A 19,224-nucleotide genomic window follows, 5' to 3' on the forward strand; every position below is an offset into this window, starting at 1 on the left:
CTGCGACCGGTCAGCACCTCGCAAAACGAGGGCGCATACTATCACGGGCCCCGAACAGTGACAAGAGACCTTAACGCCCCTGCTCCAACCGGGCAAAGCGCTGCTGCCGCTGGGCCGGGCTCAGGGCATCGAAGCGGGCCAGGGTCTGCGGCGCCGGACAATACAGGGTGTCTCCGGCCTTCACCCGAATGCCGTTGCCCATCAGCGCCCGATTGTCATCGACGATGGCCAGCAGATAGCTGTAGGTATCTCCCGCCGCCCCCGTCACGGTTCCGCTCTGGGCCAGCATGGCGGCGATGCGCCAGAGCGTCTCCCCCGCCGCGACCTGATGACATACCCGTTTACCGCCCGCCGCTGGCGCCGCCAGCGTGAGGGTACTGCCGGTCGGCTCGCTTGCTAGTGAAACCAGCGCGGGATCCTGCGCCTCACCTGCTTGAGCAAGCAGTGTCGCAGGCGCTTGCCAGTCCGCTGCTCGCAAATTGAGAACGGCCAGCAGGGGCTCGGCATCCTCTGTACTATTGCTACGGGGCTGACCTGGTCGTTGCGGCGCGGCAAACTCGGCCATAAAGGGCACGCCAAGGGTGGCCACCTCTTGCTGCTGATGATGCTGGTAAGGGGGAGCCGCAACGGGTGCCAGTCCGTAGGCCGCCTCGTCAATGCGCCTTAACCTGGCCAGATAGGCCTTGGAAAGCTCGGCCTCCCCTTCGAACAGATCGAACGGTGGCACCAGCCTGGCCGGAAACAGCACCTGCCAGCGCCCCTTCTTCTTCTTGAGTTCCAGGGTGGGAAATTGATTGCCCCGCCAGGCCACGAACATGGCGGGCGGGGTGCGTTGCAGCGGGTAGTATTCCGGGTTCAGTTGCACCCAGGTTTGCTCGGCAATGGGTTGATAGCCACTGATGCTGACCATCGCCATCCCTAACCAGATTCCAAGCATCCTTGCTCCTCCGTCAGCGTCCAACCGGCCGGCAACACGGCACCGGCCCCTCTCCTTTACAGCAGATTAGCACTGAGCGATAGCGTTCAGCACCCGTTTATCGGAGATCGGATAGGGGGTGCCCAGATTCTGGGCAAAAAACGACACCCGCAGCTCCTCGATCATCCAGCGAATATTGGCCACTTCGGTGGGAATAAGCTGGGATTTGGGGATCTTGGCGAGCAGCGCCTTGTACTCCGACTCCACGCTGTGCACCTTGAGCATGTAGACCCGATCCCGGTTGGGATCGATGGCGAGCTTCTCTAGGCGCCGCTCGATGGCCCGCAGGTAGCGCAGCAAGTCAGGCAGCCGCTGCCAGCCGGTCTCGGTGACAAAGCCCTTGTGGATGAGGTTGCCGAGCTGCTGCTGGATGTCGGACATGGCAAAGGCTGTGTCGAGCTGCATCTTGCCCTTGAGCCGTTTCTTGATCTCATGGGACAGCGTCAGCACGGCTTCCACCTGCTTGGCCACCTCTACCACCGCATCGTTGAGCTCGGCGCGGACATACTCCTTGAGCGCCTCGAAACCGGCCTCGTCCCACGCCATGCCGCCGTGCTGCTCAATCAGCTTGTCACAGCCGCAGGCGATGCAGTCATCGATAAGCTCGGCCACCTTGCCAAACGGGTTGAAATAGAGCCCCAGCTTGGCCTTGTTGGGCAACTTCTCCTGCAGGTATTTGATGGGCGATGGCACGTTGAGCAGTACCAGCCGGCGCTGTCCGGCCCACATCAGCTGCTGCTGCACCACCGGGCTCTCCACCAGCTGGATGGCGACCGAATCCTTCTGATCCACTAACGCCGGATAGGCTTTCACCTCAAACCCGCCCCGCTTCTGACTGTACTCTTGCGGCAGCTCGCCAAAGCTCCACAGGGTAAGACCGGACTGCTCGATGTCATCGTCCGCCACTTGTGACAGGGTCTCCTGCACCTTGCCGCGCAGCGACTCTTTGAGTGCCTCCAGATCTTTACCTTCCGCCACCTTCTTGTGCTTGTCATCCACCACTCGGAAGGTGAGTTTCAGGTGATCGGGCACCGCAGACCAGTCCCAGGATTCACGGGGCACGGTCACGCCGGTCATGCGGCGCAGCTGGCGTTCCATCTCGTCCAGCAACGGCCCCTGCTCGGGGTTGATACTGGCGAGCAGTGCATCGGCATAGTTGGGCGCCGGCACGAAGTTCTTGCGCATCGGCTTTGGCATCGACTTGATGAGGGCCACCAGCAGCTCATGACGCAGACCCGGGATCAGCCACTCGAACCCCTTTACCTCCACCTGATTCAGGAGCGGCAGCGGAATATGCAGGGTCACGCCATCCGCCGCCTCCCCCGGCTCGAACTGATAGGTCAGCTTGAGCTTGAGGCGCCCCTGCTGCCAGAAGTTGGGGTAGTCGAGATCGCTGATGTGGGCCGCATCCCCCTTCATCAGCATCTCTTTCTCGAAGTTGAGCAGCTCGGCGTCCTGCTTTTGCGCCTCTTTCCACCACTTGTCGAAGTGGCGGCTTGATATCACCTCCTCCGGCAAGCGGGCATCGTAGAATCGGAACAAGTCCTCGTCATCCACCAGGATGTCGCGCCGACGGGACTTGTGCTCCAGCGCCTCCACCTCGGCCAAGAGCTTGCGGTTGTCGCTGAAGAAGCGGTGACGGGTCTCGAAATCCCCCTCCACCAGGGCGCGGCGGATAAACAGCTCACGGCACAGCGCCGGGTCGATACGGCTGAAGTTGATGGTGCGCTCATTGACCAGCGTCAGGCCATAAAGCGTCACCTTCTCCTTGGCCATCACGGCGCCGTTTTTCTTCGACCAGTGGGGGTCGCTGTGGTGCAGCTTGATGAGATGACCCGCCAGTGGCTCCACCCACTCGGGTTCAATCTTGGCGTTGATGCGAGCGTAGAGGCGCGAGGTCTCCACCAGCTCGGCGGCCATCACCCACTTGGGTGGCTTCTTGAACAGACCCGAGGCCGGGAACAGGTGGAAGCGGCCATTGCGGGCCCCGAGGAATTCGGGCTTTTCCAGATCCTTGTTGCCGATGTGGCTCAAGAGGCCGGTCAGCAGGGCACAGTGCACCGTCTTGAAATCCGCCCGTTCATGGTTGGCTTTAAAACCCAGCTCTTTCACCGTCTGGCGCAGTTGGAAGTGAATGTCCTGCCACTCGCGCACCCGCAGGTAGGAGAGAAACTCCTTCTGGCACATGCGGCGGAACGGGTTGCTGCCAAGGGCATCCTGCTGCTCTTTCAGGTAGTTCCAGAGGTTAACGAAAGCGAGGAAGTCGGAATCCTTGTCCTCAAAACGTCTGTGCTGCTCGTCGGCGGCCTGCTTCTTCTCCATGGGCCGCTCGCGAGGATCCTGAATGCTGAGAGCCGCGGTGATCACCATCACCTCGCTCAGACAGCCGGTCTGCGCTGCGCTGATCACCATCTTCGCCAAACGCGGATCAAGGGGGATGCGCGAGAGCTGGCGACCGGTCTCGGTCAGCTGCAGTTTCGCTTCGCGATCGCCGGTGGCGGGCAGCTCGCGCACCGCCTCCAGCTCTTTCAAGAGAGTCAGACCATCCTTGATATGGCGCGACTCGGGTGGCTCGACGAATGGGAACGCCTCCATGTTGCCAAGGCCGAGCGCCAGCATCTGCAGGATGACGGATGCCAGGTTGGTGCGCAGGATCTCGGGGTCGGTAAAAGCCGGACGACCGTTGAAATCCTCCTCGGAGTAGAGGCGGATACAGATACCGTCCGCCACCCGACCGCAGCGACCTTTACGCTGGTTGGCGCTGGCCTGGGAAACCGGCTCGATGGGCAGGCGCTGCACCTTGGTGCGCCAGGAGTAGCGGCTGATGCGGGCGGTGCCCGGATCGATCACATACCGGATACCGGGTACCGTGAGCGAGGTTTCCGCCACGTTGGTGGCGAGCACGATGCGCCGCCCGGCGTGTTGCTGGAACACCTTGTTCTGCTCGGCGTTGGAGAGGCGGGCGTAGAGCGGCAGCACCTCGGTATCGCGCAGATTGAGCTTGCGCAGGGCATCGGCGGTATCGCGGATCTCCCGCTCGCCATTCATAAAGATGAGGATGTCCCCCAGCCCTTCGCGGGCCAGCTCTTCCACCGCATCGAAGATCCCCTGCAGCTCGTCGCGCTCCTCCAGCCCTTCACTTTTATCACTGGTGAGCGGACGGTAGCGCACCTCCACCGGATAGGTGCGACCTGACACTTCGATCACCGGCGCCTTGTTGAAATGGCGTGAGAAACGCTGGGGGTCAATGGTGGCCGAGGTGATGATCACCTTGAGATCGGGGCGCCTTGGCAGCAACTGCTTGAGATAGCCCAGAATGAAGTCGATGTTGAGGCTGCGCTCGTGGGCCTCATCAATGATGATGGTGTCGTACTGAGTCAGCATCCGGTCGTTCTGGATCTCCGCCAGCAGGATACCGTCGGTCATCAGCTTGATGTGGGTCTGCTCGCTAACCTGATCGGTAAAGCGCACCTTGTAACCCACGTAGTGGCCGAGTTCGGACTCCATCTCTTCGGCAATACGAGCCGCCACGGTACGAGCCGCCAGACGGCGCGGCTGGGTGTGGCCGATAAAGCCCTTCACTCCGCGCCCCAGCGCCAGACAAATCTTGGGGATCTGGGTGGTTTTGCCCGAGCCGGTTTCACCGGCGATGATCACCACCTGATGCTCACTGATCGCCTTGGCGATCTCCGCCTGCTTCTGGCTGACCGGCAGGTTGTCCGGATAGGTGACCTTGGGTACGCCCGCCAAACGGGATTGGTAGCGCGCCTGTGCCGCATCCAGATCGGCAGCGATGGTCTCGAGTACGGCGGCCTGTTTGCCCTCGGGCAGCTTCTTGGCCCCGTGCAGACGGCTGGAGAGACGGCGGGCGTCGAGATTCATGCAGGCAGGGAGACGGCGGCGCAGCGCCTCGATAGAGAGAGACAAGGTACGAATTCCTTAAAAGAGTGCCCGACAATAGGGCCATATCGATAGCTTCGAGCGATCCTAAAGAGCGAGGCCGGAGGGTGCAAGCCTTAAAGCGGCCGCAAGGGCGATGAAAGAGGCGTTATCCGGGTAGCAAGCCCTTCATGACGGACTCACCATAAGAAAGAGCAGGCCAGATGCCTGCTCTTTGGATGACAACAGTGCCTCCATCAATCGGGCTCAGGCCCGCGCCTTGCGCACGAAGCAGGCTCCCAGCTGGGCGTGGATGGCCTGCATCACGTCGTGGCGGCTGATGACCCCGAGCAGATGCCCCTCCTCCACCACCGGGTAGATCTTGGGTTTTTGCCCCATCATCATCTCGGCCAGCTCCAGGATGCTGGTATCGGGGCCGACGGCCAGCACCTCCTTGCGCATCACGTCCCGTACCTGGGCCACCTGTTCGCAGTGATAGGCCTCTTTCAACATGACGGCGATGCAGTCCTGCTCGGAGACCCAGCCAATCAGATGACCCCGCCCATCCACCACGGGGCCACCAAGCTGACGGCTGTTGAGAAATTTTTCCACCGCCGTCTGCACCATCATCTCCGCGCTGAAGGTGATGGGCCGAGTCTGCATGTAATCCTTTGCCTTGAGTGATTCCATCGTGCATTCCCCCAACCTGCCTCCCGGCCGGGAGGCGCGAGTCGGGCACTATGTCCGGCTCACTCCAAGCATAGCTTGCATGGATCAGGAGATGGATTGCAGCAACAGCAAGAGCTCGTTCTGGCTGTGGCAGTCGGTCTTCTTGAAGACCCCTTTCAGGGTCGAGCGCACGGTTTCCACCTTGACGCCGCGCAGCTCGGCGATGTCGTTGCTGCTGTAGCCCTTGCTCATCAGCACCAGCAACTCTTTCTCGCCGATGGTGAGCGGATAGAGGCTGGCCAGCGCTTCGATGTCCGGGTTGAAGGCGTGCTCGGGATCCCGCAGCACCACTTCCACATACCGCTCGAAGCGGTTGAGACCACTCATCAGGGTGCACTGGATCAGCAACGGTCGCAGATTGGGCTGACGGGGAATGGACATATAAGCGCTGGCACCGGGCAGCAGATAGGCAAAGCCATTCAATATCTCTTTGAACTGGCGTTGCTGCTCCTTATTTTGCAGCGAGAAAATACCATTGCCTGCCCGTAACTCCACGTTTTCGTCGGCAATACGATTGAAGGCCACGTTGGAATAATGAATATGCCCTTTGTCATCCACGATGGCGCTGGGTTTATTGTGGTTTTTTACCAGCTGTTGCAGCTGATAGTTCTGGGTTTCCAGGGCCAGCAGGTTCCAATAATGTTGGCTCCAGGCCGCAAGACCAGAATACACTTCGCCAAGGGAAGAAATTTCCTGGGCGCTGAAATCATCCTGGGTGGCCGCCCGGTAGGTACACAGGCTACTAAGCCCCCGCCCCTTCACCCGGCAGACACCACCGGCCGCAAACTGGGCGCCGAAGCTGGCCAGCAGGCCCGCAGAGTTGGACAGCGTGTTGGCGCTGACGATCCCCTGGCAGCCCTTGTCCAGATAGTGATTGAACCACACATCCTGGCGATGGTGCTGGACGTAGAACTGCTGCTGGGCCTCAGTCAAGCCGCTCGCGAAGAGCTTGATGCCGTCGCTCTTGTCATCATCGCGCAACAGGAACAGCGACGAGCTGCCCGACACGTCGGAGCGGAACTGATCCACCACCAACTTAATGTCAGAATCATTAATACCGCACTCATATAACTGGCTTATATAGGGCGATACCCTTTCTTTTACTAATGCCTTCACACCCGAACTCCTAATTCTTATTTTTATTGAAGTGGCATCTTACTCTGCAATGAGAAACGCGAAAAGTAGTCAAATGAACAAAGGTTTTATAACTGATCCATAAATAGTAATGATGAAACGACATAAGCGTCTTCGAAAGCGAAAATCTTAAATCCAAGTTAATGTTTTATATGATTTTTGTCGTTTATGTTGGGTTTGTCTGCAGCAAGGCAACAGGCCAGTCCAACGGTCGATTGCGCGCAAAACCACTCTCTTCACGCCATTTGTTGCGACAAGTTGCACTGCAGCGACAAAATCATCCCGCCAGCCGGGCCGTTGCCCCAGTTATTCTGGGCCTGCCGCTGGCACTGCACACTCCACGATTCGCATGCATCAGCTGCAACTTGTCCAAAGATCTGCGAGCAACCAGCAAGGTTCTCTCGGCAACTCGAAGCGCTTTATCTCGACCTTCGTCGCCGGCATTCTCCTCATCGTCTTGGTCAACGTGGCTCAGCTGGTGGTGATCTGGCTGCAGAATGAGCACACCCAAAAGACGCTATCACCTCACTTGCTGTTGACGTCTCCAGTCAAGCGAAGATCCCAACGCAATGCATCTGCTCTACCTACCTTCGCTATTGCCTCGATACCAGGTTCATCTTCCATCAGGAAGCCGCGCATATCGAGATCCAGACAGCTGATATGAAAAATAAAAACATGGAAGCGGCCAGCGGTATCAATATATGGCCGGCATGTTTATCCATGGCTCGTCAAGCATCTTAGCGATGACCAAACCAAAAGTGTCAATGAGCCAATAAAGGTATTTATTTGACAAATGGCAGAGCAAGACAAAATATCTCACCACAATAATGGTTAACGTCTTAAGTAATATTTGGTAACAACTTGTTCATTAGCATCCATCAGAATATGTGATACTAGATTGAACATCGATATTTTAGTGTGGTGAGCCTTTATCAATATGGATATTACCATGACCGATTTTCACACCACGGATGTCAGTCTGTTCGTTATCAAAGCGCAGCTTTGCCTGCCGAGAGGACCTCATGCAGCCCACTAGCACAACCCCGAATACGCATCTGTACGGATTATTGCTGATGGTGCTGGCCATCACCCTGATAGGCCAGTTTGGACACCAGTTGTGGACCCCCGACGAGCCTCGCGAGGCAGCCATCGCCTGGGAGATGTTCACCAGCCGTGAACTGGCCATCCCGACGCTGGGCGGCAGCAGCTTCATCGAAAAACCGCCCCTCTATTACATCCTCACCATTCCCTTTCTTGCCCTTCTCCACGACAACCTCGGCGTCACGGTGGCGCTGCGTCTGGTGGGGGCGCTGTGGGCCATGGCAACCCTGCTGTTCACCGGCCTGCTGGCCAGACGGGTACTGGGCTCCAGCACTGCCGCCCTCTGGTCGATGATCGCCCTGGGCACCATGGAGGGCTTCATCATGAACAGCCACTGGATCCGGGTCGATACCAGCCTCGCCTTTTTCGTCGCCTTCACCATGTGGGCATTTGCCGAATGGTATCTGGCGGATCGCCAGCACATGCTCTGGTGTGCAGGGCTAGGGCTCTCCCTCTGCTTTCTGGTCAAGGGCCCCATCGGTCCCATCACCCTCTTCTTCGGCTGGCTGGCGCTGTTTCTGCCGGCACTCAAACGCCAACTTGCACACCAGGAGGGAGGCCGCTTCGTGATACAGCACCTCGGCATGACCCTTCTGTTTGTCGCCCCCATCGCCGGCTGGCTGCTGGCCCTGTGGCAGCATCCTGAGGGAGAGTCGCTCTGGCAGCAGTGGTTCTGGCAAAATCAGGTGGGCAGGTTGACGGGCAGCTCGGCCGAGCTCGGTCACATCAAGCCCGGTGAATACCTCTTTTACCTTGGCGGGCTGGCCGAATACACCCTGCCCTGGCTGCCCCTGGTGCTGCTCTGGTGCTGGCAGACCCTGAGGCAGAAGCAGTGGAGCGCCTCCCGCCTGTTTCTGCTGAGCTGGGCGCTGGGTACCCTGCTGCTCAGCATCGCCTCCACCAAGCGGACTCTTTACCTCTTTCCACTGATGCCGGTCTTTGCCCTGATGATCGGGCAACTGAGCGTCTGCTGGCCTCGCTGGCTCAATGGTTATGGCCGTGGCTGGACCTTGTTCATGTTCCTGTTTGCACTGGCGCTGCTGATGGCCCCCTTTTATCTGCCGCTGTTGCCGCTGGAAATACCGGATAAAGTGCTCAGGGTCATCAGTACGCTGGGCTGGCGGCATGTATTTGCGGCCATATTGCTTATCTTTGCAGTAGAACAGTTGTGGCGCTGGCGCGAAATACATGGCGCGACCTTGCTGGCCAGCGCAGCCGGTATTATGTTTATGCTGACGTTTATTCTTGCTTACCCCGCCATTGATGCCGCCAAGAATATGAAAGATGACACCCAACACTTCTTGTTTAAAATACCGATAGAACAACGCGCCAATATTGCCGGCTGGCAATTTGGTGAAACCGAACGCGGATTATTTTCGGTATATGGCAACTGGCAAATAACCAATGTCGACAAGGCCCGCCTCAATGCTATTTTGACCTGCCGGGATCCCGTCTATACCAGCCTGCTCATCAACCAGGATGATCCGCATTTTCAGCTGGCCCAGTTGCTGGCAGGGCTACCTTACCGGCTGCTGGCGACAGGCCACCCCAGGGTGGACAAGGATGCCCGAGCCATCTATTGGGTGAAGGGACGCTGCCTCCCTTGATGATCCCTCCCTGCATGGCTGGGGTAGCACTTCACAGTTGCGCGCCAGCAGACGACCAAACAAGACCGGCTATCGCCTTGCAAACCGGATAAAAAAACACAGCGGATACATCTCTGTATCCGCTGTGTCGTCTGGTCACGCCGTCATGCGCAAGAAATGCGGTACGGCGCGTTCTGCCAGGCCGAGCTTAGAACGGCATCTTGAAACCGGGGGGCAGTTGCATGCCGCCGGTCAGTTCGCCCATCTTGCTCTTGTTCTGCTCTTCCACGCGACGCACGGCATCGTTGACGGCAGCGGCCACCAGATCTTCCAGCATCTCTTTGTCATCTTCCATCAGGCTCGGGTCGATCTCGATGCGGCGCACGCTGTGGCTGCCGGCCATGGTGACCTTGACCATGCCAGCGCCAGCTTCACCGACCACTTCCATCTGGGCAAGCTGCTCTTGCATCTTCTGCATGCGCTCTTGCATCTGTTGGGCCTGTTTCATCAGGTTCCCCATTCCACCTTTACCAAACATATGTCGTCTCTCATCTTGAAATCCGGCATCCAGCGCCGGGCCGTGGGTTTACCCGTCCTAAGTGGGGACAGCCAAACCATTTTTCAACCGGGCACCTGGCCCGGCATGGTGTTTGTCAGCGACTCAGCGGCTCTATGCTGTCGTGGTGAAGCACGGCGCCAAATCGCTGCTGCAAAAATTGCACGTTGGGATCCTGCTCCAGATCCCGGGTGACCTGCTCACGCACCCCGAGATAGAGGCGATGTTCTATCTCCAGCGGCGTCTCCTGCTCGGGCACGTTGCCCAGCGTGACCTCCACCTGCACCGGTTGCCCCAGCTCGGGGCCGATGATCTCGGCCAGATCGGCACGCGCCCTGTCGCTGATCAGATGGCGCTGCTCCGGTTTGAGGGTCAACAGTACCTTGTCCCCCTGCTGGCTCATGACCGAGTTGATGGCCAGCTGACGCAGTCGACCACCGACACCGGTGCGGGCAATCAGCTCGGCCCAGGGATCGCCACAGCTGTTCAGCAGGGAGGACGGGATCAATCTGGCCGCCACTTCTCCCGCTTGCGGCTGGCTGTCACCCTCCAGCTCGTCCCAGTCAATGGTCTCCATCACCGAGGCCGCAGGCACCGGCTCGCTGGCAACGACCTCGCGAAAGGCCGTCACGGGAGCCGCAACAGGCGCTGCGGTAGCCTGCCGAGGTGCACTACCGTCCAGATCCCAGGGCGGCAGATCGTCTGACTGAGGACGTGCCACGGCCGCGGGGACAGGCGCCGGCGACAAAACCTCGGCAGCCCGCTCCGGCAGAGGGGCGCTGGCGAACGCATCGCTGAAACCTTGGCTCAAATACTCTTCGTAGTCGTTGCCGCTCTCTTCATAGGCATCGAGCGGCGGCAAGTCGTCATACCCCGTCTGCGGAGCTGGCCGGGCAGACGACAGCCCTTGCCCATCAACCCGCGCCGGTTGCGGTTCGAACGCCGGGGATGGGGTGGCGGCGGCTGGCTGTATCGCAGTTGCCGGTCTGGCAGCAGCCACCGGTTTGGCTGGCTCTGTGCGCACAGAGGTGGTCGCCGCAGACGGTTCGCTGCGCAGGCGACTGCGCAGCAGATTGCGCTTGCCAAGCAGGCTTTGCATGCTGGAGACCATCGAGGGGACAGCCTCTGCGTCGGCCACAACCTCGGCCTGCGGGATTGATTCGTGCTCGGCCATGACAGGCACTGAAGGGGGAGCCACAGACGGCTCTGCCGGCAGGTTGCCGGACGCGGCCGGCAACGTCACCGCCTCGTAACCCATCTGCTCGGCCTCGCGCAGCAACTCATTCTGCTCGGCAAACAGCGGATCCAGCTCGGCGCCGTTATCCTGTCTCTCCAAAGCTGGCTCGACAGCCGCTGGCTCAGCCATCGCCACAGGGGCCATGGTCGCGGCAGGCGCGGTGGCTGCAACCGCAGACGAAGCCTGTGGCGCTGCACTGGCAGCCGGGGCCGGCTCAGCCCCCTGGGGCTTTCCCGGCGCCGCTGCGCCACTCCTCGCCTCTGGCGCCAACCCTCCCATGGCGGGGGACAGCGCCGTCAGACTGGCGGGGTGCAGTACTTCGCGCCGGGGCGAGAAGGCCAGCATCCGCAGGCAGGTCATCTCCAGCGCGGTGCGGCCATCGGGAGCCCAGGGCAAGTCTTTACGACCGCCCAGCACGATTTGATAACAGAGCTGCACCTCTTCCGGGCTCATGGCCTGGGCCAGTTGCAGCAGGGCATCAGCGTCCGCCCCCTGCTCCTGCACGGTGGCCGGCAGCAGCTGCGCCATGGCGATGCGATGGAGCAGCCCTTCCAGCTCGGCGTGCAGCTGATCAAAATCGGGGCCCAGGGTGGCAATTTCGGTGATCTTGGCCATGGTGGCCGGCGCATCCTGGCGCAGCACCGCCTCCAACAGCTGGTGCAGATGGCGATGATCGAGCGTGCCCAGCATGGCCAGCACGCTATCTAGGCGCACGCTGCCATTGCCGTGAGCCAGCGCCTGATCGGTCAGGCTCAGGGCATCGCGCATGCTGCCGTCGGCCGCCTTGGCCAGCGCCAGCAGGGCGCGCGGTTCAAAGGGTTGTCCCTCCTGATCCAGCACCCATTCGAGCTGCTTGGCGATCTGGGTCTGATCCAGACTCTTCAGATGAAACTGCAGGCAGCGCGAGAGGATGGTGATCGGCAGCTTCTGCGGATCCGTGGTGGCCAGCAGGAACTTCACATAGGGGGGCGGCTCTTCCAGGGTTTTCAGCAGCGCGTTGAAGCTGTGGCGCGACAACATGTGCACTTCATCGATGAGGTAGACCTTGAAGCGGCCACGGGCCGGCCGGTACTGCACGTTGTCGAGCAGCTCGCGGGTATCTTCCACCTTGGTGCGCGACGCCGCATCGATCTCCAGCAGGTCGACGAAGTTGCCCTGATCGATCTCGCGGCAGGTGTCACACACCCCGCACGGGTGGCTGCTGATCCCCTGCTCGCAGTTGAGGCTCTTGGCCAGGATGCGGGCGATGGTGGTCTTGCCGACCCCGCGGGTGCCGCTCAGCAGATAGGCGTGATGCAGCCGTCCCTGATCCAGGGCGTTGGTCAAGGCGGTCAGCACATGATGCTGGCCTACCACTTGTTCAAACGTATGGGGGCGCCATTTACGCGCCAGAACCTGATAGCTCATAGATCTCGATGCAGGGATGACAAGGCATTGAGGCTGGATGCTAACACAAATGCGGGGCGGGCTGTATCGGCTATCGGCCAGGGCGGGAGGGATCGCTTGAATTTCAAACCGATGCCCGTACGGGCACCGGTCTGGACGCAGGCAAGGCTGACGAGACCTGCCAGCTTGGTCAGATTGAGGGCTTATTCGCCCGGCAGTTCGACCAGAGAAACCACCTTGACGCCGGCGGCAGTCAGGCGGGCATCACCACCGAGGGACGGCAGGGAGATGATGAAGGCGGCATCAACCACTTCACCGCCGGCGCGGCGAATGAGCTTGACGGTGGCATCGACGGTGCCGCCGGTGGCCAGCAGATCGTCCACGACCAGCACCTTGTCACCGGGCACGATGGCGTCGGTGTGCAGTTGCAGGGTGTCGGTGCCGTATTCGAGGGCATAGGACTCTTCGATGACGGCGCGGGGCAGTTTGCCCGGCTTGCGAACCGGCACGAAGCCCAGACCCATGGCGTAGGCAACCGGCGCGCCGAAGATGAAGCCGCGCGCTTCGGTACCGACAATCTTGGTGATCCCTTGATCACGATAGTGATTGGCCAGCAGATCAATGGTGGCCTTGAAGGCATCGGCATTCTCGATCAGGCTGGTGATGTCGCGAAACAGGATGCCCGGCTTCGGATAGTCGGGAATGGTCTTGATGCTCGCTTCGATAAATTTCAGGGTTTCCGGATTCATGGTTTGACCGTTTGTTTTTCGACGCAGATGGTCGTTTCTCTCAGCTTCCCGCCAGCGGGAAATAAAAAGGCCCGTCACGCAAAAATGACAGGCCGACTCCATAGCATTATTGCCGCAATAGCTTAGGGACTTCACTTCTCCATTGCAACTGGCTCCAGCACCGGCAGACGCATTAACCAGGTGAGCAGGATCACCATTATGGCAATGAGCAGCAGCCTGACCCACAGCAGGGGGACCACCGCCAGCGACACCGAGAAGGAGAGCAGAATGAAGAGGATGGCGCGCCGCCGCGCATGGCGGCGAATGCCGCGATACTGCTGCCAGTCGGCAATGGGCGGCCCGAACCAGGGGTGCGCCAGCAGCCAGCGGTGAAAACGAGGCGACGAGCGGGCAAACAGGGCCGCCGCCAGCAGCATGAAGGGCGTGGTCGGCAACAGGGGCAGCACGATGCCGATGATGCCGGTCACGAATGCCAGCCAGCCCAACCCCATCAAACACCAACGTTTCATAGCCACTCCTCTTCCATCCAGCTCTGCTTAGCCTAACAGAGTTGACCCGAAAGCCGACAGCCTGGCCCACGGGGACGGCTGCCGATTAGGCTCATCGAGTGGGCAGATGGCTGACAACGCAGGCCATTACCACTACAATCTGCGCTCTTTTTTCTCTGTTTGCCCTTCGGAACCGGTTATGCGCGTTATTTTGGCCCCCATGCAGGGGGTGCTGGATCACTTGATGCGGGAGGTGCTCACCTCCGTCAACGATTACGACCTCTGCGTCAGCGAATTCATCCGGGTGGTCGATCAGCTGCTGCCGGCCAAGGTGTTCCATCGCCTCTGCCCCGAGCTCAAACAGGACGGCAAGACCCGGGCCGGCACCCCGGTGCGGGTACAACTGCTGGGCCAGCACCCAGAGTGGCTGGCCGAAAACGCGCTGCGAGCCATCGAACTCGGCTCCCCTGGCGTCGATCTCAACTTCGGCTGCCCCGCCCCCACGGTCAACAAGAGCAAGGGGGGGGCCGTGCTGCTCAAAGAGCCCGAGACCATCTATCGCATCGTCAAGGCGGTGCGCGAGGCGGTGCCTGCCCATCTGCCGGTGAGTGCCAAGATCCGCCTCGGCTACGATGACAAGGAGCTCTATCTGGAGAACGCCCAGGCCGTTCATCAAGGCGGCGCCAACGAGCTGGCCGTGCATGCCCGCACCAAGCGCGAAGGCTACAAGGCGCCGGCCCACTGGGAGTATGTGGACGCCATTCGCCGTGCTCTGCCCATTCCCGTCACCGCCAACGGCGAGATCTGGGATCATGCGGATGCCCTCGCCTGCGCTCAGGTCTCCGGCTGCGACACCCTGATGGTGGGTCGCGGCGCCATCTCCCTGCCCAATCTGGCCAACGTGATGAAAACCGGCTGTGCCCACATGAGCTGGGCCGAGGTGCTGCAGTTGATGGTGAGCTACACCGAGCAAGATCTGGCCAGCGAAAAAGCCGACTATTATCCCAGCCGGATCAAGCAGTGGTTCAGCTATCTCAAGCGGGAGTATCCCGAGGCGGATCGGCTGTTTGGGGAAATCCGGGTACTCAAGGAGACCCATCCCATCCGGGATGCCTTGCTGCAGGCGTCGAAAACTGTGATCTAACCGTCCTTTACTTGACGCATATCATCTTGATAATCCTGTCGCTTCCCTATACTGCCCCAGATTCGTAATTCGTCTGTTGGGGGCTAGTGTGTGTGAAATGACGCAAGCTCAGTTGGCCGTGTGGCGTGATCGCCTGCTGACTGACTGGGCGCAAGTAAGAGAAGAGCTGATCGGTCAGCTCAAAGCCTGTCGGCGTGACGAGTGGGCAGAGAAGGTGGATCACTGCGAGCGGGATCAACTGGTTGATCTGACCAGCCGCCTCGACCTGCCCAAGGTGGAGCAGAGCGTGGCTCGCCTCAAGCGCATCGATGCCGCCCTCTGTCAGATGGATCTGGGCCTCTATGGCCTCTGTTCCGACTGCGAGGAGCCGCTGGCCATCGAACAGCTGGAACAGGACCCGACCCTGCAACGCTGCCCGCGCTGCGAAGCCCGCTATCGCAAGGGATTCCACGCCCACGAACTCTGAGGGATGCACGTCCGTGCATCCTCTCCTGCGGGCTGGTCAGCCCGACATTTCTATTCAATAATCAACAACAACCACGCTGAACAGGGACATATCCGTGTACAGAGTCTTGTTGTTATGGTGTTTGTGCTGCTCCGCCTGGGCGCAAGAGTCGTTGCTGGTGGGCTGGTCAAGCTGGCACCCGTTCAGCTTTCGCGACGAACAGCAGCAACTGCAGGGGCTGGATATCGACCTGCTGGAAGCCATCTTCAACCGGGCTGGGTTTCACGCCAACTACAGCGAGATGCCCTGGGCCCGTGTGCTGCGCGAACTGGAGTTCGGCACCATCCAACTGACCATGTCCGCCAACCAGACTGCCGAGCGCGACCTGTATGCCCGCTTTACCCTGCCCTATCGCAATGAAGAGACCGTGCTGCTTATCCGCCGTCAGGACAAGGGGCGCTGGCAGGAGATAACCCAGCTCTCCGACTTGCTCTCCCGGCCAGACTTCACCATCGGCCTGCTGCGTGATTTTGATTACGGCACCGATTTTCGCACCTTCATGCAGTCACCCCAGATGCAGCAGCGACTGCTGGTCAGGCTCAAAATGGAACCGCTGATCAAACTGCTGCTGGCTGGCCGGATCCAGGGGGTTGTCATGGACCCCATGGGGTTGCAGCAGCTCAATCTGGCCGGGCTCCCCCTCGATCAACTGACCACCCTGCTCGACATACAGCAGACCCCGGTCCACCTGATGTTGAGTCGTCGCACCACCACGCCACAACAGCTGCAACGGCTTGATGAGGCGATCCGGACCCTGCTGCAAAGCCCGGAGTACGGGCAGATCCTGGCTCGCTACCGCTATCCGCTGCAGTAACACCGGCAAAAAAAGGGGCCCCGAGGGCCCCTTTTTTAATCTTGTGATCACTGTGCCAGCAAGTGGCCAACCAGTTCATGGCGCCAGCCCTGCAGCAGCATCGGCTTGTCGGCCCGGGCGCGCTCTTCGTCGCTCATGCGCCAGCTCCAGGTGAAGTACTGGTGAATGATCTTCTTGCTGGCAACCAGCTCGGGCGGAATGTTGCTGGCCTTGGCCTTCTCTTCCACCATCCCCTTGATGCGCTTGAGCTCGGCCTTGTACTGGGGGTAGTCCACCAGCCGGCGAATGGGCTCGGGCCAGCTGTCGGGATCGCTCTGCTGAGCTGCGGCCACGATATCCAGCATCCGCTTGCCGTGGATCTTGATCTCGATGGGGGCCAGCCCCAGCTCGTTCAGATCGCGCAGCGAGGTGGGTCTGCGCTCCGCCACCTTGAACAGGTGCAGCTCTTTGACCACGAAGTTGAGGGCCAGATCCCGGCGTACTGCCTCCTGCTGACGCCAGGCGGCCAGCTCACGCAAGATAGCCAGCTCGCGGCGCCCCAGTTGCCAGGCATTGACGATGTCGAGATAGGCCTGGCGTGGATCGCTGGTCTGGGTCTTGCGGGCGGAGTGGTTCTGGCACTCCTGTTCGAACCAGGCGAACTTGCCACTCTCATGCAGCTTGGCCATCACTTTCTCGTAGAGCGGCAACAGATAAAACACGTCGGCCGCTGCGTACTCAAGCTGACGGGGAGTCAGAGGGCGTGCCAACCAGTCGGTGCGGGCCTGATCCTTTTCCAGCTCCACCGCGAGAAACTCGTTGACCAGGGCGCCAAAACCGACCGATACCCCGTAACCCAGGAAGGCGGCGGCCAGCTGGGTGTCGTGCATCTGGTTGGGCAGATGGCCCGCCTGATGCTGGATAAGCTCCAGATCTTCACCGGAGGCGTGCAAGATGGCGATCTGCCCTGCCCGGCCGAGTCGTTGCCAGAGGGAAGAGAGATCCAGGGCCAGCGGATCCAGCAGTGCCAGATGCTCACCGTCATAGATCTGGAACAGGCCCAGCTGGGGATAGTAGGTGCGGGTGCGAACGAATTCAGTATCGATGGCCAGGGGAACGTCGGCCAGGGAGGCGAGATACTGATCCAGTTCGGCTTGCTGTGAAATGAGTTGATAGTGCATCTGTGCCTGCGCGTTGATCAGGGCCAAAAGAAAAAACCGTGGGCTGACCCACGGTTTTGCATAACGACGGCATGCTGCTTGGCAGCGCCACGCCGGTTACTGCTTGGCAATCTCCTCGTCGCGCAGCACGCGGCGCAGGATCTTGCCCACATTGGTCTTGGGAAGTTCGTCACGAAATTCTACCAGTTTCGGTACCTTATAGGCAGTCAGATGTTTGCGGCAGTGAGCAATAATCTCGTCTTCCTGCAGCTTTGCATCTTTCTTGACCACGAAGATCTTCACCAGCTCGCCGGAGACCTTGTGCGGCACACCTACGGCGGCCACTTCCAGCACTTTCGGGTGCAGCGCCACCACGTCTTCAATTTCGTTTGGATAGACGTTGAAGCCGGAGACCAGGATCATGTCCTTCTTGCGATCGACGATCTTGAAGAAGCCCTGCTCGTCGCACACCGCGATGTCGCCGGTACAGAGCCAGCCATCCTGCATCACCTCGGCGGTAGCTTCCGGCCGCTGCCAGTAGCCGCTCATCACCTGCGGGCCGCGCACCTGCATCTCGCCGGGTTTGCCAAGCTCGTGGATCACCTGGCCTGCATCATCCACCAGACGAATGTCGGTGGAGCAGACCGGCAGGCCGATGGAGCCGTTGTAGTCGAGCAGATCATAGGGGCAGACACTCACCAGCGGCGAACACTCGGTCAGGCCGTAGCCTTCCAGCAGCGGCGTATCGGTCAGCCCTTTCCACTGTTCGGCCACTGCCCGCTGCACCGCCATGCCACCACCTATGGTCAGCTTCAGACGGGAGAAGTCCATCGACTGGAACTCGCCATTGTTGACCAGCGCATTGAACAGGGTGTTGACCCCGGTGATGCAGGTAAAGGGATACTTTCTGATCTCTTTGACAAAGCCCGGGATGTCGCGCGGGTTGCTGATGAGCAGGTTGTAACCGCCGATGCGCATGAACAACAGGCAGTTCACGGTCAATGCAAACACGTGGTAGAGCGGCAGCGCGGTGACCACGAACTCCTTGCCCCGTTCCAGCATGGGGCCGTATACCCCGAGGCACTGCTCGACGTTGGCGATGAGATTGCGGTGAGTCAGCATGGCCCCCTTGGAGAGGCCGGTGGTACCGCCGGTGTACTGCAGGAAGGCCAGATCGTCGTTGTTGATCTCGGGCTTGATGTACTGCAGATAGCGGCCTTTGGCCAGCGCTTGGCACATGGTGCTGGCGTGGGGCAGATTGTATTTGGGCACAAGCTTCTTGACGTATTTCACCACAAAGTTGACCAGGGTGCCCTTGGCCAGGCCCAGGTTGTCGCCCATGCGGGTCAGGATCACGTGCTTGACCGGGGTGTCGTAGACCACTTTTTCCAGGGTATGGGCAAAGTTGGAGACGATGACGATGGCCTTGGCGCCGGAGTCCTTGAGCTGATGTTCCAGCTCGCGCGGGGTGTAGAGCGGGTTGACGTTGACCACTATCATGCCGGCACGCAGGATGCCGAACACCGCGATGGGGTACTGCAGCAGGTTGGGCATCATCACGGCGACCCTGTCACCCTGACTGAGATTGAGCTCGTTTTGCAGGTAGGCGGCAAAGGCGCGGGACTGCTCTTCGAGGCGACGGTAGGTAATGGTCTGCCCCATGTTGACGAAGGCAGGCTGGTCGGCGAATTCGTTCACCGACTCTTCAAACATTTCGACCAGGGAGCTGTATTGGTCTGGATTGATCTCGGCGGGCACCCCTTCTGGATAACGCTTCAGCCAGACTTTTTCCACGAACTTC

Annotated in this window: 14 protein-coding genes; 4 read left to right on the forward strand and 10 right to left on the reverse strand. The window is 60.1% G+C overall.

Going from position 1 to position 19,224, the window contains the following annotated elements:
• Positions 1-70 precede the first annotated feature (70 nt).
• From OKB87_RS01150 to OKB87_RS01165, 4 genes are all read right to left on the reverse strand, one after another.
• On the reverse strand, positions 71-937 hold the full coding sequence (locus OKB87_RS01150) for a hypothetical protein (RefSeq protein WP_270826170.1): 867 nt from the start codon (positions 935-937) through the stop codon (positions 71-73).
• Between the two features lie 66 nt (positions 938-1,003).
• Positions 1,004-4,903, reverse strand: coding sequence for an ATP-dependent RNA helicase HrpA (hrpA, locus tag OKB87_RS01155; RefSeq protein WP_270826171.1), 3,900 nt, complete (start codon positions 4,901-4,903; stop codon positions 1,004-1,006).
• 219 nt (positions 4,904-5,122) lie between these two features.
• Positions 5,123-5,545, reverse strand: a complete 423-nt coding sequence (locus tag OKB87_RS01160) for a CBS domain-containing protein (protein WP_252452151.1) — start codon at positions 5,543-5,545, stop codon at positions 5,123-5,125.
• Between the two features lie 84 nt (positions 5,546-5,629).
• The gene (locus tag OKB87_RS01165) at positions 5,630-6,700 is read right to left on the reverse strand and encodes a helix-turn-helix transcriptional regulator (RefSeq protein ID WP_270826172.1); all 1,071 of its coding nucleotides are present in this window, start codon (positions 6,698-6,700) and stop codon (positions 5,630-5,632) included.
• Positions 6,701-7,740: 1,040 nt separating this feature from the next.
• On the opposite strand from OKB87_RS01165, the gene OKB87_RS01170 reads away from it, so the two are divergent.
• Entirely contained in the window at positions 7,741-9,426 is a 1,686-nt protein-coding gene (locus OKB87_RS01170; RefSeq protein ID WP_270826173.1) for an ArnT family glycosyltransferase, read from the forward strand.
• A gap of 187 nt (positions 9,427-9,613) precedes the next feature.
• On the opposite strand, the gene OKB87_RS01175 is transcribed toward OKB87_RS01170, so the two are convergent.
• The 4 genes from OKB87_RS01175 to OKB87_RS01190 all read right to left on the reverse strand — a co-directional run bounded on the left by OKB87_RS01175 (position 9,614) and on the right by OKB87_RS01190 (position 13,842).
• Positions 9,614-9,943: a YbaB/EbfC family nucleoid-associated protein gene (locus OKB87_RS01175; protein ID WP_011706069.1), complete on the reverse strand. Its 330-nt coding sequence runs from the start codon at positions 9,941-9,943 to the stop codon at positions 9,614-9,616.
• A 115-nt stretch (positions 9,944-10,058) separates the two neighbouring features.
• Complete coding sequence (gene dnaX, locus OKB87_RS01180) at positions 10,059-12,605, reverse strand: DNA polymerase III subunit gamma/tau (protein WP_270826174.1); 2,547 nt, start codon at positions 12,603-12,605, stop codon at positions 10,059-10,061.
• Between the two features lie 182 nt (positions 12,606-12,787).
• Positions 12,788-13,333: an adenine phosphoribosyltransferase gene (apt, locus tag OKB87_RS01185; RefSeq protein WP_016350746.1), complete on the reverse strand. Its 546-nt coding sequence runs from the start codon at positions 13,331-13,333 to the stop codon at positions 12,788-12,790.
• A 131-nt stretch (positions 13,334-13,464) separates the two neighbouring features.
• Positions 13,465-13,842 carry a YbaN family protein gene (locus tag OKB87_RS01190; protein WP_011706066.1) on the reverse strand — a complete coding sequence of 126 codons (378 nt, stop codon included), beginning with the start codon at positions 13,840-13,842 and terminating at the stop codon, positions 13,465-13,467.
• 178 nt (positions 13,843-14,020) lie between these two features.
• Between OKB87_RS01190 and dusC the strand changes: the two genes are divergently transcribed.
• The 3 genes from dusC to OKB87_RS01205 all read left to right on the forward strand — a co-directional run bounded on the left by dusC (position 14,021) and on the right by OKB87_RS01205 (position 16,284).
• Positions 14,021-14,965, forward strand: coding sequence for a tRNA dihydrouridine(16) synthase DusC (gene dusC, locus OKB87_RS01195; protein ID WP_118881204.1), 945 nt, complete (start codon positions 14,021-14,023; stop codon positions 14,963-14,965).
• Positions 14,966-15,062: 97 nt separating this feature from the next.
• The gene (locus OKB87_RS01200; protein WP_011706064.1) at positions 15,063-15,431 is read left to right on the forward strand and encodes a TraR/DksA family transcriptional regulator; all 369 of its coding nucleotides are present in this window, start codon (positions 15,063-15,065) and stop codon (positions 15,429-15,431) included.
• A 94-nt stretch (positions 15,432-15,525) separates the two neighbouring features.
• Positions 15,526-16,284 carry a substrate-binding periplasmic protein gene (locus OKB87_RS01205; protein ID WP_017408381.1) on the forward strand — a complete coding sequence of 253 codons (759 nt, stop codon included), beginning with the start codon at positions 15,526-15,528 and terminating at the stop codon, positions 16,282-16,284.
• Positions 16,285-16,331: 47 nt separating this feature from the next.
• Here the strand turns inward: OKB87_RS01205 and rnd are convergent, their stop codons facing one another.
• Both rnd and fadD read right to left on the reverse strand, forming a co-directional pair.
• Positions 16,332-17,444, reverse strand: coding sequence for a ribonuclease D (gene rnd / locus OKB87_RS01210; RefSeq protein WP_270826175.1), 1,113 nt, complete (start codon positions 17,442-17,444; stop codon positions 16,332-16,334).
• A 96-nt stretch (positions 17,445-17,540) separates the two neighbouring features.
• The gene (gene fadD, locus OKB87_RS01215; RefSeq protein WP_270826363.1) at positions 17,541-19,217 is read right to left on the reverse strand and encodes a long-chain-fatty-acid--CoA ligase FadD; all 1,677 of its coding nucleotides are present in this window, start codon (positions 19,215-19,217) and stop codon (positions 17,541-17,543) included.
• Between the last annotated feature and the right edge of the window lie 7 nt (positions 19,218-19,224).

The organism is Aeromonas sp. Y318-1 (genome assembly GCF_027706125.1).
In the GTDB taxonomy this organism is placed as follows: Bacteria; Pseudomonadota; Gammaproteobacteria; order Enterobacterales; family Aeromonadaceae; genus Aeromonas; species Aeromonas hydrophila.

Excerpts from the sequence above, each read along its gene's own strand:
- apt (WP_016350746.1), bottom strand. The coding sequence starts at position 13,333 with ATGAATCCGGAAACCCTGAAATTTATCGAAGCGAGCATCAAGACCATT.
- rnd (WP_270826175.1), bottom strand. The coding sequence starts at position 17,444 with ATGCACTATCAACTCATTTCACAGCAAGCCGAACTGGATCAGTATCTC.
- OKB87_RS01160 (WP_252452151.1), bottom strand. The coding sequence starts at position 5,545 with ATGGAATCACTCAAGGCAAAGGATTACATGCAGACTCGGCCCATCACC.
- OKB87_RS01150 (WP_270826170.1), bottom strand. The coding sequence starts at position 937 with ATGCTTGGAATCTGGTTAGGGATGGCGATGGTCAGCATCAGTGGCTAT.
- OKB87_RS01170 (WP_270826173.1), top strand. The coding sequence starts at position 7,741 with ATGCAGCCCACTAGCACAACCCCGAATACGCATCTGTACGGATTATTG.
- OKB87_RS01190 (WP_011706066.1), bottom strand. The coding sequence starts at position 13,842 with ATGAAACGTTGGTGTTTGATGGGGTTGGGCTGGCTGGCATTCGTGACC.
- OKB87_RS01175 (WP_011706069.1), bottom strand. The coding sequence starts at position 9,943 with ATGTTTGGTAAAGGTGGAATGGGGAACCTGATGAAACAGGCCCAACAG.
- dnaX (WP_270826174.1), bottom strand. The coding sequence starts at position 12,605 with ATGAGCTATCAGGTTCTGGCGCGTAAATGGCGCCCCCATACGTTTGAA.
- dusC (WP_118881204.1), top strand. The coding sequence starts at position 14,021 with ATGCGCGTTATTTTGGCCCCCATGCAGGGGGTGCTGGATCACTTGATG.
- OKB87_RS01200 (WP_011706064.1), top strand. The coding sequence starts at position 15,063 with ATGACGCAAGCTCAGTTGGCCGTGTGGCGTGATCGCCTGCTGACTGAC.